This is a genomic window from Klebsiella sp. HMSC16C06 (genome assembly GCF_001808325.1).
In the GTDB taxonomy this organism is placed as follows: domain Bacteria; phylum Pseudomonadota; class Gammaproteobacteria; order Enterobacterales; family Enterobacteriaceae; genus Klebsiella; species Klebsiella variicola.
Genome location: NZ_KV792988.1, coordinates 123,302 through 138,297, shown reverse-complemented (window position 1 = coordinate 138,297; position 14,996 = coordinate 123,302). Strand labels below are relative to the sequence as shown.

The window sequence follows — 14,996 nt, the reverse complement described above, 5'->3', positions numbered from 1 at the left end:
TTACAGCGCCTTCATGGTGCCTTTCGGCAGAACGGCAGCAACGAAGTCACGTTTGATAACCACTTCAGTGGTATCGTTCAGCGCGATAGCAATGTAGCCAGTTTCCGCTACTTTGGTCACGCGACCGACCAGACCGCCGTTGGTCAGCACTTCATCACCTTTGGCGATGGAGTTCATCAGGTTCTTGTGTTCCTTGGTGCGCTTCTGCTGTGGGCGCAGGATCATGAAGTAAAAAATCAGACCGAACACCACCAGCATCAGAATCAGAGACATCGGGCTGCCCTGCGCCGGTGCACCCGTTGCCGCTACCGCATCAGAAATAAAAAAGCTCATTGAAATTCCCTCATTATTAAAATTAATCAACGTTCAAAGGAGGCACGGTGCGCCCCTGACGTTGGTAAAAATCGGTCACGAAGCTCTCTAATTTACCCTCTTCGATAGCCTTGCGTAAACCAGCCATTAAACGCTGATAGTAGCGCAGGTTATGAATGGTATTGAGACGCGCGCCCAATATTTCGTTGCAACGGTCGAGGTGATGCAAGTAAGCGCGTGAATAATTGCGACATGTATAGCAATCACACTCGGCGTCCAGCGGTGCGGTATCGCTTTTGTGCTTCGCGTTGCGGATTTTCACCACGCCGTCGGTGACGAACAGGTGGCCGTTACGCGCGTTGCGCGTCGGCATGACGCAGTCGAACATATCGATACCGCGACGTACCCCTTCCACCAGATCTTCCGGCTTCCCGACGCCCATCAGGTATCGTGGTTTATCGGCCGGGATCTGCGGGCAGACGTGCTCCAGAATACGGTGCATGTCTTCCTTCGGCTCACCGACCGCCAAACCGCCGACAGCGTAGCCATCAAAGCCAATCTCTACCAGACCTTTCACCGAGATATCACGTAAATCTTCGTAAACGCTGCCCTGAATGATGCCGAACAGCGCATTTTTATTGCCAAGGCTATCGAAACGGTCGCGGCTGCGCTTGGCCCAGCGCAGAGACATTTCCATCGAGCGCTTGGCGTAATCCCAGTCTGCCGGGTACGGCGTACATTCGTCGAAGATCATCACGATGTCGGAACCGAGATCGTATTGAATCTCCATCGATTTTTCCGGATCGAGGAAAATAGGATCGCCGTTGATCGGGTTGCGGAAATGGACGCCCTGCTCGGTGATCTTACGGATATCGCCAAGGCTGAACACCTGGAAGCCGCCGGAGTCGGTAAGGATCGGTCCTTTCCACTGCATAAAATCGTGCAGATCGCCATGCAGCTTCATGATCTCCTGACCCGGGCGCAGCCACAGGTGGAAGGTGTTGCCGAGAATAATCTGCGCGCCGGTGGCTTCCACTTCTTCCGGCGTCATCCCTTTGACGGTGCCGTAGGTGCCAACGGGCATAAAGGCCGGTGTTTCCACCACGCCGCGCTCAAACACCAGGCGACCGCGGCGGGCGCGACCGTCGGTGGTATCCAGTTCAAATTTCATGCTTGCTCCTGCGTCAGAAAAACAGTCCGACGTTTTCATACTCGCCACGGAATGATTCCGTGGCTAAAAAATGCGTCATGGCGTCCAAAACGCCGGCGGGCCGGCCTTGTCAGGGACGCTCAGAAATAGCCTGCGGATTGTACGTGATAAACATCGCATCCCCGTAGCTAAAAAAGCGATATTTCTGCTCCACCGCCACCTTATAGGCGTTCATGGTGTGCTGATAACCCGCAAACGCCGACACCAGCATAATCAGTGTGGATTCAGGGAGATGGAAGTTGGTTACCAGCGCATCGATCACCTGGTACTGATAACCCGGGTAGATGAAAATCTGCGTATCGTCGAAGAACGGCGCGATCAGGGCGTCTTTCGCCGCCTGCGCCGCGCTCTCCAGCGAGCGTACCGAGGTGGTGCCTACCGCAATCACGCGGTTGCCGCGCGCTTTCGCCGCCAGCACCGCATCGACCACCTCCTGTGGCACTTCCGCATATTCAGAGTGCATGGTGTGCTCTTCAATGCTGTCGACGCGCACCGGCTGGAAAGTCCCCGCCCCCACGTGCAGGGTGACAAACGCCATCTCAACGCCTTTAGCGCGCAGTTTGTCCAGCAGCGGTTCGTCGAAGTGCAGACCGGCGGTCGGGGCGGCTACCGCGCCCGGCCTGGTGCCGTAGACGGTTTGATAGAGTTCGCGATCAGCGTCTTCGTCCGGGCGGTCAATGTAGGGCGGCAGCGGCATATGGCCGATCCCGTTGAGGATCTCCAGCACCGGACGCTCGTCGTTAAATTCCACTTCAAACAGCGCGCCATGACGCGCCAGCATCGTGGCCTTAATGCTCTCGTCATCGCCCAGCAGCAGCTCGGCGCCCGGCTTCGGCGCTTTTGAGGCGCGAATATGGGCCAGGATGCGCTTATCATCCAGCATCCGCTCCACCAGCACTTCAATCTTGCCGCCGCTGGCCTTACGGCCGAACAGACGCGCCGGGATCACCCGGGTGTTGTTAAACACCAGCAGATCGCCGGGATTGAGCTTATCGAGGATGTCGGTGAAGGTGCCATGCGTCAGCGCGCCCGTCGGCCCGTCCAGGGAGAGCAGGCGGCAGCTGCTGCGCTCAGGCATCGGATAGTGGGCGATCAGAGATTCGGGTAGTTCAAAAGCAAAATCGGTAACGCGCATGACGGTAACTCAGACTGAATAAAGAGGCGGGTAGTCTAGTGCCGGGGCGTTCCGCCTGCAACCTTTACCCCTCCGGATGAATGACATAATCTATATTCCAAATCATTCCGAATGCCGCCATGCGGCAACCGAATGCCTTACCGGTGGCAAAGGTGCCGCGCGCAGCCAGGCAGCATGCCATGCGGACACCGAGGCGCCGTTCAGCGCAACATCGGTGATTCCACCTGCCCGCTCGTATTTAAAGGATGTCGTTTTATGAATTTTCTCGCCCACCTGCACCTCGCCCATCTCGCCGACAGCTCGCTGCCCGGCAACCTGATGGCCGATTTTGTGCGCGGCAACCCGCAGGGCGACTATCCGGCGGAGATCATCGACGGCATCTATATGCATCGCCGGATTGACGTGATGACTGACAACCTGGCGGAAGTCAAAGAGGCGCGGGAGTGGTTTCGCCCGCAGACCCGTCGCGTCGCCCCCATCACCCTCGATGTCATGTGGGATCATTTCCTGTCGCAGCACTGGGCGCAGCTCTCCCCTGACCTGCCGCTGGACGAGTTCGTGCGCTACGCCGAGCAGCAGATCGTCCCCATCCTGCCCGACTCGCCGCCACGCTTCGTCAATCTGAATCAGTACCTGTGGTCGGAGCGCTGGCTGGAGCGCTATCAGGAGATGGGTTTTATTCAGCGCGTGCTTAACGGCATGGCCAGCCGCCGTCCGCGTCTCGACGCCCTACGCGATTCCTGGCAGGATCTGGATACCCACTACGACCAGCTGGAGGGGCAGTTCTGGCGCTTTTATCCGCAGATGATGCGCCTGGCAGAAAACAAACAGCTGTAATCGTTGCATCATTGATAGGTAAAAGCTGGCTGAACGATTGTTAGCGCCTCTTTGTGTTATTACCGGCCAGGCTCTATACTTGCCCGCGTTGCGTTCCAAATAACCTTAGTAATTACAGGAGAATCAAATGGTTCTGGTCACTCGTCAAGCGCCGGATTTTACTGCAGCCGCTGTGCTGGGTAATGGTGAGATCGTTGAGAAATTCAATTTCAAACAGCACACCAACGGTAAACCTACCGTTCTGTTCTTCTGGCCGATGGACTTCACCTTCGTGTGCCCGTCTGAGCTGATCGCGTTCGACAAACGTTACGAAGAATTCCAGAAACGCGGCGTGGAAGTGGTTGGCGTTTCCTTCGATTCCGAGTTCGTTCACAACGCATGGCGTAACACCCCAGTAGACCAGGGCGGTATCGGCCCGGTTAAATACGCGATGGTTGCTGACATCAAACGTGAAATCCAGAAAGCTTACGGTATCGAGCATCCGGACGAAGGCGTAGCGCTGCGCGGCTCTTTCCTGATCGACGCTAACGGCGTGGTACGCCACCAGGTGGTTAACGACCTGCCGCTGGGCCGTAACATCGACGAAATGCTGCGTATGGTTGACGCGCTGCAGTTCCACGAAGAGCACGGCGAAGTCTGCCCGGCGCAGTGGGAAAAAGGAAAAGAAGGTATGGCTGCTTCTCCGGAAGGCGTAGCAAAATACCTGACCGAAAACGTCTCCAGCCTGTAATCGGCAGGCGTTTTAATAAAAGGCTCGCTCAGGCGGGCCTTTTTTGTTAGCAGTGTCAAAATTTAAGAAAATGACCCGCCGATATTTGTGACCAGAGATACACTTCTGCCGAAAAAATTCGCCCTACCTCTCACTTTTTCTCTGTCAAATTTCAGCGTCAAAATACAAAGCCTTCATAACCCACTGAAAAATACATAAATTATTTATATCGTTTTCTGCCGGTACTTTGCCGTCGATGTGATCCCCATCAATATTTAAAACCCCGGATGTGATCTCATCCATCATTTTCATCAATGTATTTAGTCATGATTTTACTCAGGAACAGGAATACGTTCAGGAGCTGAGGATGGAAATTATTTTTGACCCGTCGTTAATCGCCCTTAAGCAGAATATTTCCCGTGCGGAAGAGGCCATCGAACTGGCGGGTTCATTACTCGCCAGGCGTCAGATTTGCAGCGCCGAATATGTCAACGAGATGCTGACGGTATATGAAGATTTCGGCGCTGCCATCGTCATAGACGACGGGATTGCCATGCCGCACGCCCGGCCGGAAAAAGGGGCATTGCAAACCGGATTTTCGCTTGTCACCACCGCCACGCCAATCTCCTTCGGCCACGATGAGTTCGATCCGGTTACCGTGATCATCGCTATCGCCGGCGCGGACGCTGACAGTCATATCAAAATGATCCAACTGATAGCCTCGCTGATCGAGTCAGATATTGTGACCTTCCTTCAGCAGGAAAATGACGTGAATTCAGTCTTACATTTCATCCAAAAACAAATGGAGTAGTCATTATGTTAGTTATCAGAACAGTTTGTGGTAACGGTATTGGCAGTTCATTGATGGCTGCGAATAATGTCAAAAAGATCTGTGAAGAATTAGGTATCAAAGCGGACGTCGCCTCGGTCGATTTTGCTAACGCCGTCGGCGAAAAAGCCGACCTTTACGTCACGATCAAAGAACTGGCAAATCAATTTCCAGCCCACTGTCATGTCGCCATCATTCGCAGCTATGTCCATAAAGCGAAAATCGCCGAGGATATTACCGACGCGCTGACCAAAATTGCGGCGAATCACTCTTAATTAACATAGAGGGAACGACCATGCAGGCTATTCTTAGTTTCTTAGCGGAAATATTCAGTCAACCTGCTTTTTTAATGGGGCTGATTGCTTTTGTCGGTTTAGTGGCGCTGCGCTCCCCCGGTAACAAACTCCTTACCGGCACATTAAAACCGATTCTAGGCTATTTAATGTTGAGCGCTGGCGCAGGCGTTATCGTTGCCAATCTCAACCCGCTGGGCGGTATTATCGAGGCCGGGTTTAATATCCGCGGCGTTATTCCAAACAATGAAGCCATTGTCTCCGTCGCCCAGAAGATGCTGGGCGTGGAAACCATGAGTATTTTGCTGTTAGGCTTTATTTTCAACCTGATTATCGCCCGCTGTACCAAGTATAAATATATCTTTCTGACCGGCCATCACTCGTTCTTCCTCGCCTGCCTGTTTTCCGCTGTCCTGCAGGCGGCGGAGTTCCATGGCTGGATGTTGATCCTGATCGGCGGATTCCTGCTGGGGTCATGGTCGGCCATCTCCCCCGCGATTGGTCAGCGTTACACCAAGCAGGTCACGGAAGACGGTGGGATCGCCATGGGTCATTTCGGCTCCCTCGGCTACTACCTCTCGGCATGGATCGCCAGCCGGACCGGCAATCCGGCAAATTCCTTCGCGGATACCGAAATTTCAGAAAAGTGGGGCTTTCTGCGCGATACCACCGTCACCACCGGTATCGTGATGTTTGTTATCTACTTTGTCTGCAGCGCTGTCGCCGGGTCGGCATACCTGAGCACCATCACCGACCAAAACATGCTGATCTTCTCGGTGCTGACCGGCCTGCAATTCGCCGTTGGCGTGGCCATTGTGTACAACGGTGTGCGGCTGATCCTCGGCGATCTGGTGCCGGCATTCCAGGGCATCAGCCAGAAGCTGATCCCGGACTCCATCCCGGCCGTTGACTGCGCGGTATTCTTCACCTTTAGCCCCACCGCCGTGGTGGTGGGATTCATCAGCTCCTTCGTGGGCGGGCTGGTCGGGATGCTCTTGCTCGGCGGGCTGGGCATGGCGCTGATTATTCCCGGCATGGTGCCGCACTTCTTCTGCGGCGGCACGTCCGGCGTCTTCGCCGACAAGCTGGGCGGCAAGCGCGGATGTATCATCGCCTCCTTTATCGGGGGGATCTTCCTCGCCTTCCTGCCGGCGATGCTGCTGCCGGCGCTCGGCAACCTCGGGTTTGAAAACAGCACCTTCGCCGATTTCGACTTCGCGGTATGGGGCATCATTATCGGTAACGCCTTCACCCAGTTTGGCCAGGTCACTATCTACCTGATTTGTCTGGTGCTGCTCGTCGCGCTGCTGGCGCCTTTCTGTTTCCGTCACGTACGGGTGGTTGGCGATACGCTCAGCTATGAGGAGCTCACGGCGAAGCAGAAAAATGAATAAGCGACGTCATTTTTCCCGGCGGGGAGGTCACGCTTCCCGCCGCTGACCAATAATCAGGAGTGGTTATGGCTATTTTGTCCATTGGATTTGCTTGTTTCGATCAGTTTTTCTTTCTCAATGAATGGCCTCAGGAGAATACCAAAAACTTTTGTCATGATTTTATAGAAAGCGGCGGCGGCCCAGCGGCCAATGCGGCATGGCTGCTGGGATTATGGGGTGAGGAAGTCTATTACATTGGTCATCTGCATCAGGACCTTTACGGCCAGCGCATTATCGATGAGTTTGCCGAGGCGGGCGTGGATACCAGCCAGGTGGTTTTTTCCGATGACATGATCACTCCGCTGGCCTCGGTGCTGGTCAATCGCTTAACGGGTTCGCGGACGATTATTACCCGCAAGATGCAAACGCCACCTTCCCTGACCTACGATCAAAAGCTCAAACTGGACGACCTCGCCGAGCGGCTGATTGCCAGCGAGGAGCCGGTCACCATTTTAATTGACGGCCATGAGGCAGAAATAAGTGAATATTTAATTAAGAAACTGCCCCACGCCAAAGTCGTGATGGACGGGGGTTCACTGCGTGCCAGCAATATTAAACTGGCGGCCTGGACTGACTATTTTGTCGTAAGCGAACATTTTGCCCGCGATTATATGAGCTATCGTTCACTGAGCACCGAAGCAGACATTAAAGCGGCCCTGATTGAACTGAATAAAATTTGCCGCGGCGAGGCATTTATCACCCTTGGCGAAAAAGGCTGCGCCTTCTTAAAGAGCGGTATGCTGCAGATCGTCCCGTCCTGGCTGTGCAATGCCGTTGATACCACCGGCGCCGGGGATGTTTTTCACGGTGCCTTTACCTATGGCGTCCATTATTCGTGGCATATAGATAATATTATTTTATTTGCCAGCCTGACCGCCGCTATTTCTATTGAGAAAAAAGGGGTACGGGAATCGATGCCAGATCTGGCGGTCGTCCACCACTCGCTAAATAGCTACGAGAGAAATTTAAAGCAATATTTTGAAGAATAACTGCGTTTAATACATATCAAGAGGTGAATATGTTAGTGTCGATGAAGGACATGCTTCAGCATGCCCTAAAGAACGGTTACGCCGTCGGTCAGTTCAACATTAATAATCTGGAATGGGTCGGCGCCGTATTAAGCACCGCCCAGCAGTGCCGCTCACCGGTTATTTTGGGCGTGTCCGGCGGCACGGTTAAGCATATGCTCGGGCTAAAATGTATTCATGATATTGTGGTTAATGCCATAGATTATTTACATATTGATATTCCGGTGGCTCTGCATCTGGATCACGGCACTACCCAGGAGGCCTGCGAAGCCGCGATCGCTGCCGGCTTCAGTTCCATTATGTTTGATGGTTCACATCTGCCGTTCAGGGAAAACCTGACCATCACCCGCCACCTGGTGGCGCTGGCGCACAGCAAGGGCATCTCCGTGGAAGCCGAACTGGGGACCATCGCCGGCAGTGAAGATGGTATCGTTAACTCCGAGGTCATTTACGCCGATCCTGAAGAGTGCTACACCCTGGTGACAGAAACGCAGGTGGATTGCCTCGCCGCCGCGCTGGGTTCCACCCATGGTCTGTATAAAGGTAAAGCCCGACTGGGATTTACTGAGATGAAAGCCATAGCCGAGCGCGTGAAGGTCCCGCTGGTGCTGCATGGCGGCACCGGTATTGCCGATGAGGATATGCGCCGGGCGATTGCCTGCGGCACCGCCAAGATTAACGTCAATACCGAAAACATGTACGCCTGGTGCCAGCAGGTGAAAGCGATCTTTGCCGCCGATACCGGGCACGATGTGAACGATCCGCGGAAAGTCATCACCCAGGGACTGCAGCCGGTACGTGAGATGATTGCCCGCCGCATGGCGCTTTTTGGCTCACAGCAGCGCTATTGACGCCGGGCCTGCGGCTGAAACCTCCGCCCCGAAGCTGCCGGGGCGGAGGCGTCAAGGTATCAGAAGGCAAAGCAGGAGCAGCCCAGCACGCCCCAGAAAGCTTGCTCATCGGAGACCGGAATCGACGACCTGCGCGCAATATCATGTTGGTGGCCGTGAACGCCGCAGCTGCCGCAGCACTGGTGCATCTGCACCATGGCGCCGATTTTAGCCGCCGCCGGCGGAGCGGAACGGTAATGGCCCGGGACCTTCACCACCGGTGACCACTCCGGTAGCACCGGAATGGGCGGCGGCGCCAGCGGCGAAAAGTGACCGGCAGCGTACACCACTTTGCCATCAACCACCGTTAACACGGACTCAATGCCTTTGATCTCCTCTTCCGCGACGCTGAAGTAGTCTTTCGACAGCACCACCAGATCGGCAAGCTGACCGGCGGCCAGACGGCCTTTCTTGCCCTGCTCGCTGGAGAACCAGGCGCTGCCCGCCGTCCACAGCTCCAGCGCGACATCGCGCGGCAGGCGGTTGTCGTCGTCGTACATCGCCATCCCGCCAACGGTGCGCCCGGAGACCAGCCAGTACAGTGCGGTCCACGGATTATAACTGGCGACGCGGGTGGCATCGGTGCCCAGCCCCACCGGCACGTCCAGTTCCAGCATTTTCGCTACCGGCGGAGTATGTTTCACCGCCTCTTTACCATAGCGATCGACAAAGTATTCGCCCTGGAAGGCCATCCGGTGCTGCACCGCAATACCGCCCCCCAGCGCCTTCACCCGCTCAATGTTACGCTCGGTAATGGTCTCGGCATGATCGAAGAACCAGTGCAGGCCATTAAACGGGATATCGCGGTTCACCTTCTCAAACACGTCCAGCATCCGGCTGATAGACTCGTCGTAGGTGGCATGCAGGCGGAACGGCCAGCGATGCTCCACCAGATGGCGCACCACCCGCTCCAGCTCATCCTCCATGCCTTGCGGCAGATCCGGCCGCGGCTGCAGGAAATCTTCAAAATCCGCCGCCGAGAACACCAGCATCTCGCCGGCGCCGTTGGCGCGATAGAAGTCGGTCCCCTGCCCCGGCTTCAGCATATCGGTCCAGCGTTCGAAATCCTCCAGCTCCTGCTTCGGCCGCTGGGTAAACAGGTTGTAGGCGATGCGCACGGTCATCTGATCTTTCGCGTGCAGCTGTTCGATAATTTCGTAATCTTCCGGATAGTTCTGGAAGCCGCCCCCGGCGTCGATGGCGCTGGTCAGCCCCAGTCGGTTCAGCTCGCGCATAAACTGGCGGGTAGAGTTCACCTGCAGATCCAGCGGCAGCTTCGGCCCTTTGGCCAGCGTAGCGTAAAGGATCATGGCGTTCGGTTTGGCGATCAGCATCCCGGTCGGGTTGCCGCGGCTATCGCGGACGATCTCTCCGCCCACCGGATCCGGCGTCTCTTTGGTATACCCCACGGCTTTCAGCGCCGCGCGGTTCAGCAGCGCGCGATCGTAGAGATGCAGCACAAACACCGGCGTATCGGGCGCCGCGTCGTTCAGCTCTTCCAGGGTCGGCATCCGCCGCTCAGCGAACTGAAATTCGCTCCAGCCGCCGACCACCCGCACCCACTGCGGAGACGGTGTGCGTTCCGCCTGATCCTTAAGCATTCGCAGGGCATCGGCCAGCGAGGGAACGCCCTCCCAGCGGAGCTCAAGGTTGTAGTTCAACCCGCCGCGGATCAGGTGCAGGTGAGAATCGTTGAGGCCCGGGATCACCGTATGCCCTTTGAGATCGACGATTTGCGTCCCCTCGGCGGCAAAGCTCATGATCCGATCGTGGCTTCCGGTAGCAACAATTTTTCCGTCGGCGATGGCCACGGCTTCCGCCAGGGGATTCGCGCGATCGAGGGTATGAATCTGACCGTGGGTCAGAATCAGTGTGGCAGTTTGCGACATAACGCACTCCTTGAGGAGGCTGACTCAGTTTTTCTTTAACCAGCCAGCAAACAGGCGGGTCACGATGGGCATCCAGAACCAGACCACCAGCGCAACCACGCAGGCATCATTGATCAGGTGCAGCAGCAGGCTCCCTTTGAGCGACGGCAACAGCATACCGGTGACCGCAGGCACCAGGTTGGTGCTGGGAAAAATCACCAGCAGGGTGATCAGAAACTGTTTCCAGCGCCGCGGCTGGCGCACGTTCGCCGTCGGCGGGGTAAACCAGAAGGCCGGCTCGGTCCGCACCTCCGTCCGATCGCCTTCCGTCAGCAGCGGCGCAATCTCTGCCACCAGCTGCCGACGGGTTTCCGACTGCGTCCAGGCGTAGAGGTGCTCCAGGGTATCGAAGCGGATTATGACGCTCCACAGATTCTGCCCTGCGGCGGGCCGGATCACATTCGCGCCGAGATGGCCGGGAAACTCGGCCGCAATGGGCATAATTTTACCGAGCCACTCCTCGTAGCGCTGGCCGTGTTGCGGATCGAGCAGATGGCTGATGACCAGGGTCACCGATTTTTGCTGCGCCATAGAGAGTTCCTTGCTTCAGGGGAATGGCGGGATTGTTCCCGCCATTAGCCACAGATGACCATACACAACATCATTCATGCTACGTCGAGGCGGCAAGCCGGCACGTCCCCCTGAGCGGAGATAAGTCAGCGACCGGGGACGGGTAAACGCAGCCGAAGATCAGGCAGCCTGAAGGATGAAGTGATTTACGCTTTACGCTCCGGCGCGCCATGCACCATGGTATAAGCGTAATCCACGCCCATCCCGTAGGCGCCGCTGTGTTCGCGTACGAGGTCCATCACCGCATCGTAGGTCGCTTTGCGCGACCAGTCGCGCTGGTACTCCAGCAGCACCTGTTGCCAGGTCACCGGCACCGCCCCCGCCTGCACCATCCGATCAATAGACCGCTCATGGGCGTCGACAGAGGTGCCGCCGGAGGTATCCGTCACCACATAGACCTCGTAGCCCGCCTCCAGCGCCATCAACGCCGGGAAGGTCAGGCAGACTTCGGTCCACAGGGCGGAAATCACCAGCTTTTTACGGCCGGTCGCTTTCACCGCCGCCACAAACGCGTCGTCTTCCCAGGAGTTCATCGAGGTACGTTCAATCGGCTTGACGTCAGGATGCACGGCCAATAATTCCGGCCAGATATAACCGCTGAAGCTTTTGGTCTCTACGGAGGTATAAATCACCGGCACATTAAAAATTTTGCCCGCTTTCGCCAGCGCCACGGTGTTATTTTTCAGGGTCTGGCGATCGATATTCGCCACGCCAAATGACATCTGCGGCTGGTGGTCAATAAAGATAAGTGCGGAATTAGTGGGATCGAGCAGTTCACGAATAGACATTAAATACCTTCTTAATCAATGAGTTAAAAAGATGACATGATGGTTAATGCGTCGTGTGGATCCTGACTGATAAAGCATGGTGAGTATAGCCAGTTATTTCTAACAAGTTATTAAAGTTTTTTTGTGGTTTATTTTTTTGCCCGTAGCAAGGATTTGCTCGCATCCGCATTAATCAAATTTTTACGCCAAACTGTTCTGATTTATTCACTGGCATTGATTATTGTGCTTAGGTACAACAAGGGAAAATAAATTAATGGATAGCTCCCCCATGCGTGTGAATTTTGATGTACTCATGATCCTTGATGCCCTGGACAGACACGGGTCCTTCGCCACCGCCGCGGAGTCGCTGTATAAAACCCCCGCCGCCCTGAGCTATATGATCCAGAAGCTGGAGAGCGATCTGGATATTGTGCTGTTGGATCGCTCTGGCCACCGGGCGAAGTTTACCGATACCGGTAGGCTGATGCTGGAGAAGGGACGGCAGCTGTTGAGCGCCGCCAGAGATCTGGAAAAGCAGGCGCAGCAGCTGAGCGCGGGCTGGGAGCGAGAGCTGGCGATCGCTCTCGATGCTTCGTTTCCCTTTTCTGCCCTGCTACCGCTGATCGCCGAATTTTATGCGCAAAACCCGCAGACGCGGCTGAACTTCAGTCATCACACCCTCGCCGGTTCGTGGGAAGAGCTGACCCACCATGGCGCGGATATTATCCTCGGCGCCATCAATGAGCCTCCGACCTCTGCAGAGTGGTCATGGCAAACCCTCGGCGCACTGGATAATATTTTCGTGGTTGCCCCCGCCCACCCGCTGGCTCAGGCGAAGGAGCCACTGACCAATAAACAGCTCAGCCAACATCGGGCCATCGTGATCCGCGACAGCGCCCGTTATTGCCATCCGCTAAACAGCAATCTCCTCGACGAGCAGCCGCAAATCGGCGTCGATGATTTCGCCAGTAAAGTCGAACTGCTGTGCGCCGGGCTGGGCTGCGGCTTTCTACCGCGCCATATCGCTCGCCCGTGGCTGGAAAAAGGCAGTCTGGTGGAAAAAAGCGTCGCCTGCTGGCGGGAAAAAGATATCACCTACATGGCCTGGCGCAGCGGGAATGACGGGCTGGCTCAGCGCTGGTGGCGGGAGGCGCTCCTCCGCGGCGACCTGCTGAGCCAGCTCTACCGTTAACGGCCGGACCAGACGCTGGCGGAGATGGCCGGAAGGGTCAGCACCCCGTCCTGAAAGGCGCCGGCGCCTTCCAGCAGCGTCCACCCGGCCACGTTCAGCAGCGGCGAATCCTCGATAACCACCTCGCAGGCTTCCCCGCGGTTAATCGCCACCAGCACGCGCTGCTGTTTGTAGACCCGGACAAACACCACCACGTTATCCTCGGCGTAAATCACCTTACAGCCGCCGTAGCGCAGCGCCTGCTGGGCCTTACGCAGTTTCGCCATCCGCTGATACAGCGCCAACAGTTGGGTATCCTGCAGCGCCGGATCCCACGGGAACGGTTTGCGGCAGAACGGATCGTTGTTGCCATCCACGCCCACCTCGTCGCCGTAGTAGATACACGGTACGCCCGGCCAGCTAAACAGCCACACCACCGCCAGCGGCAGGCGCGCTACGTCTTTACCAAGGAGCGATTTAAAGCGCGCCGTATCATGGCTGTCGAGCTGGTTGAACATCCTCAGCTGCTGCTGATGCGACAGCCCGGCGCGATAATTATCCATCCACGCCATGCAGGTCTGGGCGTCTATCTTCTGCGGATCGTAAGAGATATCGGTATTGGCGAGGAATCCCCAGATCGGGAAGGTAAAGCCGCGATAGTTCATCGCCGCATCTTCGGCATCCGCCTGCAGCCATTGTCGCGCATCGCCAAAATGTTCGCCAAAGACAAAGGCTTCCGGCTGCGTTTGTTTTGCCGCCTGAGTGATGCCGGCGATATGCTGCAGGTTATTCCGCGCCCCGCCGCCTTCGCCCAGCATATGCACCACGTCCAGACGCCAGCCGTCCATGCTCCACGGCGCTTTCAGCCAGTGGCGTACGATACTGTCCTCGCCGGCATAGATCTCGTTGACCAGGCTGGTCGAGCGATAGTCGAGCTTCGGCAGACTGGCATAGCCCAGCCAGTTGTGCGCCTGCCCCTCCTCTGAGAAGGTAAACCAGTCGCGCCACGGGGAGTCCGGATAATGGCCGGCGCCGCCGCTGCCCTGTTGGTGTCGGTCGAACCAGGGATGGGAATCGCCGGTATGGTTGAACACCCCGTCGAGGATCATGCGCATCCCCACCCGCTGGGTGTTGTGCCGCAGCCGGAGCAGCGCCGCGTCGCCGCCAAACTGCGGATCGACGCGCCGATAATCCTCGGTATCGTATTTATGCACGCTGGGGGCGGCGAAAACCGGGTTCAGATAGAGGGCGGTGACGCCGAGTTGCTTCAGGTAGGGAAGTTTTTCGCTGATGCCGTCGAGATCGCCGCCGTAGAACGTCGACCCGCCCGCCTCACCGGTTAGCGGTTCGTCCCATGCCTTGCGCACAATCTCCCGTCCCGCCGCGTGATGGTAATAGACCGCATCCTGGTCGGCGTCACGCGCGGCGCTGCGGGCAAAGCGATCGGGGAAAATCTGATAGAACACCTGATCGGCCACCCACTGCGGGCCGGCGTCCGGCAGGTCAATGGCAAACTGTTCCAGCCTGGCCGGCGGGAAACGGGTGAAACCTTGTGGCGTAAACCAGCGCTGATGGTCGGCCCACAGCAGCTTAAAGCTGTAGCGGCGGCGCGGCTGGCCGCTGGCGAGAGAGATTTCACCGCGCCATGCCACCACGCCTGGCTGCGGCGCCTGACGGAGCCGCTGCATCGGCAGCGACAGCTCTTCGTTATCCTCTTCCGCGCGCAGCGTGATCCGCTGCGGCAGCGACTCACCGCTTAACCACAGGGTAATAAACAGTCGGTCCTGTTGCACCTTGATAAAGGGTGCAACCGGAAGGTGCCATGCCTTCAACATCGTGAATCCTCATTGTGCAGAATGGGCACACCTTGCCATAGCCGTCAGG

At 56.7% G+C, this 14,996-nt stretch carries 17 protein-coding genes; 8 read left to right on the top strand and 9 right to left on the bottom strand.

Going from position 1 to position 14,996, the window contains the following annotated elements:
- The 4 genes from yajC to HMPREF3142_RS29285 all read right to left on the bottom strand — a co-directional run bounded on the left by yajC (position 1) and on the right by HMPREF3142_RS29285 (position 2,838).
- Positions 1 to 333 carry a preprotein translocase subunit YajC gene (yajC, locus tag HMPREF3142_RS05350; protein ID WP_002890398.1) on the bottom strand — a complete coding sequence of 111 codons (333 nt, stop codon included), beginning with the start codon at positions 331 to 333 and terminating at the stop codon, positions 1 to 3.
- Between the two features lie 22 nt (positions 334 to 355).
- Complete coding sequence (gene tgt, locus HMPREF3142_RS05345; protein ID WP_002890395.1) at positions 356 to 1,483, bottom strand: tRNA guanosine(34) transglycosylase Tgt; 1,128 nt, start codon at positions 1,481 to 1,483, stop codon at positions 356 to 358.
- 109 nt (positions 1,484 to 1,592) lie between these two features.
- Entirely contained in the window at positions 1,593 to 2,657 is a 1,065-nt protein-coding gene (gene queA / locus HMPREF3142_RS05340) for a tRNA preQ1(34) S-adenosylmethionine ribosyltransferase-isomerase QueA (protein WP_002890390.1), read from the bottom strand.
- 64 nt (positions 2,658 to 2,721) lie between these two features.
- Entirely contained in the window at positions 2,722 to 2,838 is a 117-nt protein-coding gene (locus HMPREF3142_RS29285; RefSeq protein WP_004218831.1) for a hypothetical protein, read from the bottom strand.
- 74 nt (positions 2,839 to 2,912) lie between these two features.
- Here HMPREF3142_RS29285 and acpH point away from each other — a divergent pair, with 74 nt between their 5' ends.
- Positions 2,913 to 3,494: an ACP phosphodiesterase gene (acpH, locus tag HMPREF3142_RS05335; RefSeq protein ID WP_070611729.1), complete on the top strand. Its 582-nt coding sequence runs from the start codon at positions 2,913 to 2,915 to the stop codon at positions 3,492 to 3,494.
- 127 nt (positions 3,495 to 3,621) lie between these two features.
- Positions 3,622 to 4,224: a peroxiredoxin gene (locus HMPREF3142_RS05330; protein WP_004178733.1), complete on the top strand. Its 603-nt coding sequence runs from the start codon at positions 3,622 to 3,624 to the stop codon at positions 4,222 to 4,224.
- Between the two features lie 144 nt (positions 4,225 to 4,368).
- Here the strand turns inward: HMPREF3142_RS05330 and HMPREF3142_RS29280 are convergent, their stop codons facing one another.
- Positions 4,369 to 4,515, bottom strand: a complete 147-nt coding sequence (locus HMPREF3142_RS29280; RefSeq protein ID WP_012542702.1) for a hypothetical protein — start codon at positions 4,513 to 4,515, stop codon at positions 4,369 to 4,371.
- Between the two features lie 55 nt (positions 4,516 to 4,570).
- Between HMPREF3142_RS29280 and HMPREF3142_RS05325 the strand changes: the two genes are divergently transcribed.
- The 5 genes from HMPREF3142_RS05325 (at position 4,571) to fba (ending at position 8,637) form a co-directional block, all read left to right on the top strand.
- Complete coding sequence (locus HMPREF3142_RS05325) at positions 4,571 to 5,014, top strand: PTS sugar transporter subunit IIA (RefSeq protein ID WP_012542703.1); 444 nt, start codon at positions 4,571 to 4,573, stop codon at positions 5,012 to 5,014.
- A 5-nt stretch (positions 5,015 to 5,019) separates the two neighbouring features.
- Positions 5,020 to 5,307, top strand: a complete 288-nt coding sequence (locus HMPREF3142_RS05320) for a PTS sugar transporter subunit IIB (RefSeq protein ID WP_012968839.1) — start codon at positions 5,020 to 5,022, stop codon at positions 5,305 to 5,307.
- A gap of 20 nt (positions 5,308 to 5,327) precedes the next feature.
- Positions 5,328 to 6,719 carry a PTS ascorbate transporter subunit IIC gene (locus HMPREF3142_RS05315; protein ID WP_012542705.1) on the top strand — a complete coding sequence of 464 codons (1,392 nt, stop codon included), beginning with the start codon at positions 5,328 to 5,330 and terminating at the stop codon, positions 6,717 to 6,719.
- Positions 6,720 to 6,784: 65 nt separating this feature from the next.
- Positions 6,785 to 7,747 (top strand): carbohydrate kinase family protein, encoded by a 963-nt coding sequence (locus HMPREF3142_RS05310; RefSeq protein ID WP_008805365.1) that lies wholly within the window; start codon positions 6,785 to 6,787, stop codon positions 7,745 to 7,747.
- A gap of 35 nt (positions 7,748 to 7,782) precedes the next feature.
- The gene (fba, locus tag HMPREF3142_RS05305; protein ID WP_162493339.1) at positions 7,783 to 8,637 is read left to right on the top strand and encodes a class II fructose-1,6-bisphosphate aldolase; all 855 of its coding nucleotides are present in this window, start codon (positions 7,783 to 7,785) and stop codon (positions 8,635 to 8,637) included.
- A gap of 59 nt (positions 8,638 to 8,696) precedes the next feature.
- Here fba and HMPREF3142_RS05300 read toward each other — a convergent pair whose 3' ends face one another.
- The 3 genes from HMPREF3142_RS05300 to HMPREF3142_RS05290 all read right to left on the bottom strand — a co-directional run bounded on the left by HMPREF3142_RS05300 (position 8,697) and on the right by HMPREF3142_RS05290 (position 11,962).
- Positions 8,697 to 10,565: an amidohydrolase gene (locus HMPREF3142_RS05300; RefSeq protein ID WP_046620445.1), complete on the bottom strand. Its 1,869-nt coding sequence runs from the start codon at positions 10,563 to 10,565 to the stop codon at positions 8,697 to 8,699.
- Positions 10,566 to 10,589: 24 nt separating this feature from the next.
- Entirely contained in the window at positions 10,590 to 11,135 is a 546-nt protein-coding gene (locus tag HMPREF3142_RS05295) for an antibiotic biosynthesis monooxygenase (protein WP_008805362.1), read from the bottom strand.
- 185 nt (positions 11,136 to 11,320) lie between these two features.
- On the bottom strand, positions 11,321 to 11,962 hold the full coding sequence (locus HMPREF3142_RS05290) for a hydrolase (RefSeq protein WP_002890357.1): 642 nt from the start codon (positions 11,960 to 11,962) through the stop codon (positions 11,321 to 11,323).
- Positions 11,963 to 12,230: 268 nt separating this feature from the next.
- Between HMPREF3142_RS05290 and HMPREF3142_RS05285 the strand changes: the two genes are divergently transcribed.
- A complete protein-coding gene (locus HMPREF3142_RS05285) occupies positions 12,231 to 13,133 on the top strand; it encodes a LysR substrate-binding domain-containing protein (protein ID WP_012968843.1) in 903 nt (300 codons plus the stop codon).
- Here HMPREF3142_RS05285 and malZ read toward each other — a convergent pair.
- Positions 13,130 to 14,947 (bottom strand): maltodextrin glucosidase, encoded by a 1,818-nt coding sequence (malZ, locus tag HMPREF3142_RS05280; protein WP_064170781.1) that lies wholly within the window; start codon positions 14,945 to 14,947, stop codon positions 13,130 to 13,132. The two genes, HMPREF3142_RS05285 and malZ, sit on opposite strands and share 4 nt — an antisense overlap.
- Positions 14,948 to 14,996 lie beyond the last annotated feature (49 nt).

Excerpts from the sequence above, each read along its gene's own strand:
- HMPREF3142_RS05295 (WP_008805362.1), bottom strand. The coding sequence starts at position 11,135 with ATGGCGCAGCAAAAATCGGTGACCCTGGTCATCAGCCATCTGCTCGAT.
- HMPREF3142_RS05330 (WP_004178733.1), top strand. The coding sequence starts at position 3,622 with ATGGTTCTGGTCACTCGTCAAGCGCCGGATTTTACTGCAGCCGCTGTG.
- HMPREF3142_RS05300 (WP_046620445.1), bottom strand. The coding sequence starts at position 10,565 with ATGTCGCAAACTGCCACACTGATTCTGACCCACGGTCAGATTCATACC.
- HMPREF3142_RS29285 (WP_004218831.1), bottom strand. The coding sequence starts at position 2,838 with ATGGCATGCTGCCTGGCTGCGCGCGGCACCTTTGCCACCGGTAAGGCA.
- HMPREF3142_RS05290 (WP_002890357.1), bottom strand. The coding sequence starts at position 11,962 with ATGTCTATTCGTGAACTGCTCGATCCCACTAATTCCGCACTTATCTTT.
- HMPREF3142_RS05320 (WP_012968839.1), top strand. The coding sequence starts at position 5,020 with ATGTTAGTTATCAGAACAGTTTGTGGTAACGGTATTGGCAGTTCATTG.
- acpH (WP_070611729.1), top strand. The coding sequence starts at position 2,913 with ATGAATTTTCTCGCCCACCTGCACCTCGCCCATCTCGCCGACAGCTCG.
- HMPREF3142_RS05285 (WP_012968843.1), top strand. The coding sequence starts at position 12,231 with ATGCGTGTGAATTTTGATGTACTCATGATCCTTGATGCCCTGGACAGA.
- HMPREF3142_RS05325 (WP_012542703.1), top strand. The coding sequence starts at position 4,571 with ATGGAAATTATTTTTGACCCGTCGTTAATCGCCCTTAAGCAGAATATT.
- yajC (WP_002890398.1), bottom strand. The coding sequence starts at position 333 with ATGAGCTTTTTTATTTCTGATGCGGTAGCGGCAACGGGTGCACCGGCG.
- tgt (WP_002890395.1), bottom strand. The coding sequence starts at position 1,483 with ATGAAATTTGAACTGGATACCACCGACGGTCGCGCCCGCCGCGGTCGC.
- HMPREF3142_RS05310 (WP_008805365.1), top strand. The coding sequence starts at position 6,785 with ATGGCTATTTTGTCCATTGGATTTGCTTGTTTCGATCAGTTTTTCTTT.
- HMPREF3142_RS29280 (WP_012542702.1), bottom strand. The coding sequence starts at position 4,515 with ATGAAAATGATGGATGAGATCACATCCGGGGTTTTAAATATTGATGGG.
- HMPREF3142_RS05315 (WP_012542705.1), top strand. The coding sequence starts at position 5,328 with ATGCAGGCTATTCTTAGTTTCTTAGCGGAAATATTCAGTCAACCTGCT.
- malZ (WP_064170781.1), bottom strand. The coding sequence starts at position 14,947 with ATGTTGAAGGCATGGCACCTTCCGGTTGCACCCTTTATCAAGGTGCAA.
- queA (WP_002890390.1), bottom strand. The coding sequence starts at position 2,657 with ATGCGCGTTACCGATTTTGCTTTTGAACTACCCGAATCTCTGATCGCC.